This window comes from Kitasatospora sp. MBT66 (assembly GCF_000710405.2).
In the GTDB taxonomy this organism is placed as follows: domain Bacteria; phylum Actinomycetota; class Actinomycetes; order Streptomycetales; family Streptomycetaceae; genus Kitasatospora; species Kitasatospora purpeofusca.
In genome coordinates this window covers 108,222-114,442 of sequence record NZ_JAIY01000012.1, presented here as the reverse complement: position 1 = coordinate 114,442, position 6,221 = coordinate 108,222, and the positions used below count along the sequence as shown (strand labels likewise).

Annotated in this window: 6 protein-coding genes; 2 read left to right on the top strand and 4 right to left on the bottom strand. The window is 76.0% G+C overall.

Annotated features, from left to right (window positions below):
• Positions 1 to 152: 152 nt before the first annotated feature.
• Positions 153 to 674, bottom strand: coding sequence for a SigE family RNA polymerase sigma factor (locus BI06_RS32855; RefSeq protein WP_030394769.1), 522 nt, complete (start codon positions 672 to 674; stop codon positions 153 to 155).
• 576 nt (positions 675 to 1,250) lie between these two features.
• On the bottom strand, positions 1,251 to 2,762 hold the full coding sequence (locus BI06_RS32850) for a M1 family metallopeptidase (protein ID WP_369826288.1): 1,512 nt from the start codon (positions 2,760 to 2,762) through the stop codon (positions 1,251 to 1,253).
• Positions 2,763 to 3,229: 467 nt separating this feature from the next.
• Here BI06_RS32850 and BI06_RS32845 point away from each other — a divergent pair, with 467 nt between their 5' ends.
• A complete protein-coding gene (locus BI06_RS32845) occupies positions 3,230 to 4,120 on the top strand; it encodes a carbohydrate kinase (RefSeq protein ID WP_043474441.1) in 891 nt (296 codons plus the stop codon).
• Positions 4,121 to 4,246: 126 nt separating this feature from the next.
• Positions 4,247 to 4,765: a hypothetical protein gene (locus tag BI06_RS32840; protein ID WP_043474438.1), complete on the top strand. Its 519-nt coding sequence runs from the start codon at positions 4,247 to 4,249 to the stop codon at positions 4,763 to 4,765.
• A 60-nt stretch (positions 4,766 to 4,825) separates the two neighbouring features.
• Here BI06_RS32840 and BI06_RS32835 read toward each other — a convergent pair whose 3' ends face one another.
• Together BI06_RS32835 and BI06_RS32830 are read right to left on the bottom strand one after the other, a co-directional pair.
• The gene (locus tag BI06_RS32835) at positions 4,826 to 5,368 is read right to left on the bottom strand and encodes a 2'-5' RNA ligase family protein (RefSeq protein WP_043474435.1); all 543 of its coding nucleotides are present in this window, start codon (positions 5,366 to 5,368) and stop codon (positions 4,826 to 4,828) included.
• Positions 5,355 to 5,921, bottom strand: coding sequence for a GNAT family N-acetyltransferase (locus BI06_RS32830; protein WP_082558858.1), 567 nt, complete (start codon positions 5,919 to 5,921; stop codon positions 5,355 to 5,357). The genes BI06_RS32835 and BI06_RS32830 overlap by 14 nt, the downstream gene beginning before the upstream one ends.
• Positions 5,922 to 6,221: the final 300 nt, after the last annotated feature.

The window sequence follows — 6,221 nt, the reverse complement described above, 5'->3', positions numbered from 1 at the left end:
GGGCGGCCCGCGCCAGTACCCGCTCCATCCGGTCCGCGGGCGCCGACAGGTGGGGCGCGGCCAGCTGGAGCAGTATCCGCAGCTCGTCCGCCACCTCGTGGTCGTCGGCCACTGCCCGGTCCAGCGCCGCCTCGCGTTCCCAGGCGGCGAAGTCATGCTCCGTCACGACGACCCCCGTCCAGCAGCAGCTCCTTGGCCGGCAGCTTGCCGCGCAGCGCCTGCAGGGCGCGGTGCGTCTGGCTCTTGACGGTGCCCGTGGTGCAGCCCAGCGCCTCGGCGGTGTCCTCCACACTGAGGTCCTCGAAGAACCTCAGCACCACCACGGCCCGCTGCCGGGCCGGGAGCGCCCGCACTGCGGCGGCGACCACCTGGCTGGTCACCACCGAGTCGAACGGGTCGGCGACGGTCGGCGGCTCCGGCAGCCGGTCGTGCGGCAGCTCGCCCTGCCAGCGGCGGCGCCACCAGGAGACGTGCGAGTTCACCAGCACCCGGCGCACGTACGCCTCGGGCCGGTCGATCGCGACCTGCTCCCAGCGCGGCCAGACCTTGGCCAGGGCCGTCTGGAGCAGGTCCTCGGCCAGGTACGGGTCGCCGGTCAGCAGCCACGCCATCCTGAGCAGCCGAGGGCTGCGGGCGGCGACGAACTCCTCGAAGTCCGGTCTCGCTTCGCTCATCCCGACGCCCCCGCCATGCCGCTCCCGCCACCGTCTCTGTCGTCCCCGCCGCCAAGCCGGTGGCGGCGGTCCTGCCGGTCGGCCGTGGCCGCCGGGTCCGCGCTCTCGTTCTCACGGCTGCTGAACGCGCTGGGGTCGGCGCCGGGTTGCCTGTCCGACCGGTCTATTTTCGCGGGTGCCCAGGTCGGGGCCCACAGCGGGGTCGGCCGGGGCCCCCGCGACGGCCCCACCGGTGCGGCGCTGGGCGGGCGCAGGGCGCAGGGCGCAGGGCACAGGCGCGGGCGCGAGGACGGGCACGGGGCGGCGCCGGGGGCGTCCCGGGTCGGGCGCGAACGCTGGACGGCCCGCGAGCCGGCCGGGACTCGGCCGGGCGGCGAGCGGGCCGTGGTCACCACGATCCGCCCGCCACCGGCACCCGCCAAGGGCGCGTGATGGGCGCCCGGGCGCATCGGCCGGGCGCGCCGGGTGAGACCCGGCTCCGGGCCCGCGCCGGTCCGCCCCTCCCCGTCCGTGCGTTCTCCGCCTGTCCCTGTCCGTTCCCGTCCGTTCCCGGCCCGTCGGCGCGGCCGGCCGCAGTCAGAGCGTCCCCGAGCCCTTCGGCACACCTCCCGTCCGCCGTGCCGCGCCCGGATCGACCGGATCCACCGTCCAGTCGGGGTGCCCCGGCATGGGCGGGGTCCGCTCGCCGTAGAGCCAGTCGCGCAGGAACCCGCCGAGCGACTGCCCGGAGACCTCGTCCGCCGCGCGCAGGAAGTCCGCGGTGCTGGCGGTGCTGCTCCGGTGCCGCCGCAGGAAGGTCTGCTCGATCCGGTCGAACACCTCGGGCCCGACCCGCTCCCGCAGCGCGAACAGCACCAGCGCGCCACCGGTGTACCGCTGGCTGTCGAACAGCGTCGCGGCGGTCGGCGCGGCCACCGGCCCGGAGTCGTGCCGCCACTGGTCGCCCTGGGCGTAGACGCTCCGCATCCGGTCGGCGAGGGTGGTGAAGCCGCCGGAGTCCGGCCAGCCGCGCTCGTAGCGGTACATCAGACCGTAGAAGTCGGCGTGGCCCTCGTTCAGCCAGAGGTCGGCCCAGGTGCCCGGGGTGACGCTGTTCCCGAACCAGGAGTGGACCAGCTCGTGCATCATGTGCGAGCCGATCTGCCGCTCCGGCTGGCGCAGGAAGTTCGGCTTGTAGAGCGTGAGCGTCTGCGTCTCCAGCCCGGTGAAGTCGAACGCCGCCGGGTCGTCGGTGTCGGCCGGCAGCAGCCCGTACGTCTCGAACGGGAACGCTCCGAGGTGCTGCTCGGCCCAGCCCAGCTGGCCCGGGGTCAGGGCGAGGGCGGGCTCCAGGTCGGCCGCCCGCGCGGTGGGCACGACGTCGCGCAGCGGCAGCCCGTCGGGGCCCTGGCGCTCCCGGACCGTGTAACGGCCCACCGAGGCCTGGAGCAGCTCGGTCGCCATCGGCTCGCGCGACCGGTAGCGCCGGGTGGTGGTGCCGTCGGGGTGCGGCTCGGTGGCGGTCGGCAGACCGTTGGCCACCCCGTACAGCTCGTCCGGCGCGGTGACGGCGACGGTGAAGCGGGCCTTGTCGCCCGGCCGGTCGTTGCACGGGAACACGGTGTGCGCGCTGTTCGGCTGACCGGCCACCGCGAAGCCGTCGGGCGTCACCACCCACCCCGTGTGCGGCAGGACGGCCCGGGGGTCGGCGGTGTACTCGACCTCGACCCGCAGCGCGGCCCCGGCCCGGACCGGGCGGGCCGGGACCACGGTCAGCTTCTCGTCGTGCGTCCGGAAGCCGGCCGGGCGCCCGTCGACCCGGACGGTGTGCACGTCCAGGCCGAGCGCGTCCAGCTCCAGGCTCGGCAGCGCGGTGTGGGCACGGGCGGTCATCGCCATGGTGGCATCGACCGTCCTGGTCGCGGGGCGGTAGGTGAACGCGAGGTCGTAGGAGTGCGCGTCGTAGTCGGTGGTGCCGAGCGCGGGGAAGACCGGGTCCCCCGTCCCCGGCGGACCCGCGCCCGGGCTGTCCGCGGCCGCCGGGGCCAGACCGAGCGGTACCGCCGCGAGCGCGAGCGTGGCGGCGAGGACGGAACGGTGCCAGGACAAGGTGATCACCTCTCTCGTGTCGGAGGGTCCGCGCCGGCCCCGGCAGGCCCGGTTCCGGTGAGCGATCTTCCGAGCACGGACCGTAGCAGGGCCCTCCGACAATCCACACCCCCCACCGCTCCGACCTGCGCGGACCGCTCCGGACCCGCCGGCCCCGACCCGGGCGACACGCGGCCGTCCCCCGGACGGACCACCATGGTGGCCGAGCGGCTGCGCAGTGTCATACCTTCGAAGAGTTCCGCCCCCTGACGGGCGGGGCCACGGCCGTCGGAGAACCTGGCCAGGTCCGGCGGCCGTACTCATGCCCGCGTGCGGAGCCGATGCCCCCCGCATCCGCTCCGCACGCGCGCGGCCCTTCCCGGCCGGGCCCACCGCTCCTCCGGGTCCCGCCGCCCACCTCGTAGGCTGGGCAGCCGCGCCGGCCGCCCGCAGCCCCGCCGGCGCACCGGACCGGCAGGAGCAGCCCCGTGACCAGCCCGCACTTCGTGGTGATCGGCGAGTGCGTCGCCGACGTCGTCCGCACCGACGGCGCGCCCGACGTCGTCCACCCCGGCGGCAGCCCGGCCAACGTCGCCTACGGGCTGGCCCGGCTGGGCGAGCCGGTCGCGCTGCTCACCCAGCTCGCCGACGACCCGTACGGCCGACTGATCCGCGCGCACCTGGAGTCCGCCGGCGTCACCCTGCTCCCCGGAGCGGAGGCGGCAGCGGAGGCCCCGCGCACCCCGTCGGCGGTGGTGCGGCTGGACGAGCAGGGGCGGGCGCAGTACACCTTCGACATCGGCTGGACCCTCCCGCCGGTCGAACTGCCCTTCCGGCCCGGGCACCTGCACATCGGTTCGATCGCCGCCGTCACCGGCCCGGGAGCGGCGGCGGTGCTCGCCCTGGTCGAGCGGTGGCGCGGCCGGGCCGGGGTGAGCTACGACCCCAATGTGCGGCCCGCGCTGATGGGCGAGCACGGCGAGGCCGTCCGCCGGGTGGAGCGCTGTGCGGCGCTCGCCGACCTGGTCAAGGCCAGCGACGAGGACCTCGCCTGGCTCTACCCCGGCCGGGACCCGGAGGAGGTGGCCCGGCACTGGCTGGGCCTCGGCCCGGCCACCGTCGCGGTCACCCGCGGGCCGGCCGGCGCCTTCGCGCTCACCGCCGACGGCCGCCGCGCCGAGGCACCCGCCCGCACGGTCGAGGTCGCCGACACGGTGGGCGCGGGCGACGCCTTCACCGCCGCCCTCCTGCACGCCCGCCACGCCGGTGCGAGCCTCGACGCGGCCCTCGCCCGCGCCACGGCCGCCGCCACCCTCACGGTCACCCGCCCCGGTGCGAACCCGCCCGACGCGGCCGAGTTGGCGTCGGTCCTCGGCTGAGGCCCTCGCCGGGGCGGGGTCGGGGGCGGCGTAGTCGGAGGCCGAGGAATTCACGGGGGCGCGGGTGCGCGCCGGTGCTATGTTCCGACCGCGGATCGAACGGCAGGCGCGGGGGCTGGGGGAGCGTTGCTGGAATCGCTGATCACGACCGCGGCCGGAGCGGCCTCGGCGACCGTGGGCGTGCTGGTGGGCGGACTGGTGACCCGGCGGGGCCAGGACCGTCAGTGGTCGCGGGACCGGCAACTCCTCGCCTACCAGGAACTCCTGAGCCACTACGCCAGGTTCACGATGGTGATCAAGCGCGCCCACGCCGACCGGAGCGGCTGGGACTACGACTGGGCCGAGTGGAGCGCCGTGCTGACACGGGTGAGCCTGGTCGCTCCGGCCGAGGTCGCGCGCGAGATCGACCACTTCGGCCGGGCCGTCGACCGTTTCCTGGGGCGCGTCGCCCGCGAGGCCGACACCGTCCGGGCGCCGCTCGGCGAGGAGGAGTTCCTCGCGGCCGGTGCGGAGGTGGCCCGGGCGCAGACACGACTGGTCAACGCGATGCGGCGGTCACTCGGGGGCGGCCGGAAGGCGCTGACCTTCTGGATCGGCGGATCGCATGCCGAGCACGCCGAGCAGGGCGATCGCGGAGCGCTCTGATCCGGGACAGCTGCGATCCGGGTTCAGCTGTGATCCCGGACAGCTGTGGTCCCGGCCGTGTCAGCCGGGGCCGCCGTCGACCGCACCCAACGGGCGGGTCAGTTGGGTCTCCGAGTCGAAGCTGCGGGCGGCCGTGAAGGTGCCGGTGAGGTCCGGGTGCCGGCCGAGGGCGGCGTGGGCGAGGGACACGTCCTCCGGGGTGAGGCGGCGGGTCAGGCCGAGGTGCGGGGACCAGCGGCCGGGGACGTAGTAGGGGGACGGTTCCGCGGCGCCGTCCAGGACCTCCCAGACGCGCCGGTGGAGCTGCACCAGCTCGACCGTGGGGACGATCGCCCAGCTGAGCACCCGGCGCCGGCTGCGGGCCGCGAAGGACAGCAGGCCGGTCAGCCGGACGGTCAACGGCAGGGCTTCGGCGAGGAGTTCGTCCAGCCGCTCGGCGGCGCCGGCGGGCATCCGGGCGCAGGAGGCCAGGGTGAGGTGCGGGCGGTGGCCCGGGTGCGGGTTGTCCGCCAGGCTGTCCACCCCGGCCTCTGCGAGCCGCTGCCAGACGGTGCGCACGGTGCGGTCGAACGGCGGGTCGCAGAGCAGCTCAACCGTCTGCACGGGCCCCGCCCGACCGCTGCTCCGGGACGAGGTCCTTGCCGTACCAGACCTCGGCGTACGGGCTGTTGCCGTAGGCGGGGATCTCGCGGTAGCCGTGCCGGGTGTAGAGCGCGCGGGCCTCGACCAGGTCGAGCCGGGTGTCCAGGACGATCCGCCGGGCGCCGAGGGAACGGGCCGCCTCCTCGACGGCGGCGAGCAGCCGGGCGCCGCCACCGGTGCCGCGTCGGGACGGCCGGACGTACACCCGGGTCAGCTCGACGGTCGTGGCGTCGAGCACCCGCAGCCCGGCGCAGGAGTCGGCCTCGCCCGCGTACCGGCCGAGCAGGAAGATCCCGGCGGGCGGGGCGAGGTGGACGCTGGAGTTGGCGGCGAGGCCGGTCTCGATCTCCTCGGCCGTGCCGTCCCGGTCGAAGTGGAGCCGGTAGTAGCGGTTGGCGACGTCGAGGAAGTACTCGCGCAGCAGGGCCAGGGACTCGGCGGATCCGACGTCGGCGGGCGCGACCGCCCAGGCGTCCCCGGTGCTGTGCTGCGTACTCGTGGTGCTCGTCGTCATGGGCGCATTATCGGGCGCCGTCCGCGCCCGGCGCCAACCCTTTTCGATCACCGACGGGACGGTAGCCGCAGGTCGGGGGCACGGTCCGGGGCTGGGCCGGGCGGGTGAGGGGTGGATTGGGTGCCCGGCGTGGCGGGGGAGCAGTGGGGTTATGGACAGACCATCAGATAATCGCATTAATCGGGGGTTGGCTGGACCCCGGCGCGGGCGGGGGCGGGGCGGGCTGGTCGCGGCGGTGTGCCTGGTGGCCGCGGTCGCGGGGTGCGGCGGCTCCGCCGGGGGCGGCGCCGTGCCGTCGAC

Excerpts from the sequence above, each read along its gene's own strand:
- BI06_RS32855 (WP_030394769.1), bottom strand. The coding sequence starts at position 674 with ATGAGCGAAGCGAGACCGGACTTCGAGGAGTTCGTCGCCGCCCGCAGC.
- BI06_RS32830 (WP_082558858.1), bottom strand. The coding sequence starts at position 5,921 with ATGACGACGAGCACCACGAGTACGCAGCACAGCACCGGGGACGCCTGG.